Here is a 797-nt window from a genome sequence, read left to right on the forward strand (position 1 = left end):
TCGTCGACGGTCTGATTGGCAGGACGGGAGCCGTTCTACAGCTTTTTCCTGCCGGCGAAAGGCCAAGCACGAAGGTGCAGCTGGGATTTCGGGTGAGCGATGTCGCCGCAGTCGCAGCGGCTCTCGCGCGCCTTGGCGTCGGGTACGAGATCCCCGGTGTGAGGCGGCTCCGGACCACCGACCCGAACGGCAATCGGGTGCATTTGACCGACGTGATCCGTTGATCCGCCTGCGCGTAGGTTGATTAATCTTCAGATGTCGAGGGCGGAAATTTCATTTCACGTTGGCGCCCAACAGCTTAGCCCGCGATGGCTTTGGCCTTCCCGCTTCGTACCGCGCGGTGACTCGCAGGGGCGGGCACATTGGTCGGAGCCGGCGCGCGGGGAACAAGGTGACCGGGGTTGGTGATGGGCGTGACAAAGCAGCTGCGTCGTTCATCAAGTGTCGCCAGGCTGAACGCATTGCTCGCTCCATCTACGCGATACCAAGATCGGCACTAATAGGAGGTGCCAGTGCGGCTGTCACCACACTAAGCCGACTGAATTGAGCAGCGCAGTCGGCATCAGTGCCGGACGATGATTCCAGCCCACTTTTTAGAGGCCATCGCCCTCTAGGGCGATCGCTCCGTCGTCGCCTGGCGCGGTAACTTGAACTACCGGACCGGGTTCACGGACCGACAGTTTGTGTCGGATCCAGTGCATCCAATGGCCGGGGCCATGCAAATGGCAGTGCTTATCGGTGCCCTTCAGATTCGATCAGTTTCAGACACGAAGACTCCGCGATGTACAGCTTCCGCG

General features: G+C 60.7%; 1 pseudogene. It reads left to right on the top strand.

Features of this window, described 5'->3' with window-relative positions:
* Positions 1–224, top strand: a pseudogene (locus A5652_RS28320) (hypothetical protein); the annotation flags it as partial.
* Between the last annotated feature and the right edge of the window lie 573 nt (positions 225–797).

The sequence above is a fragment of the Mycobacterium sp. 1165178.9 genome (assembly GCF_001673555.1).
Lineage (GTDB): Bacteria > Actinomycetota > Actinomycetes > Mycobacteriales > Mycobacteriaceae > Mycobacterium.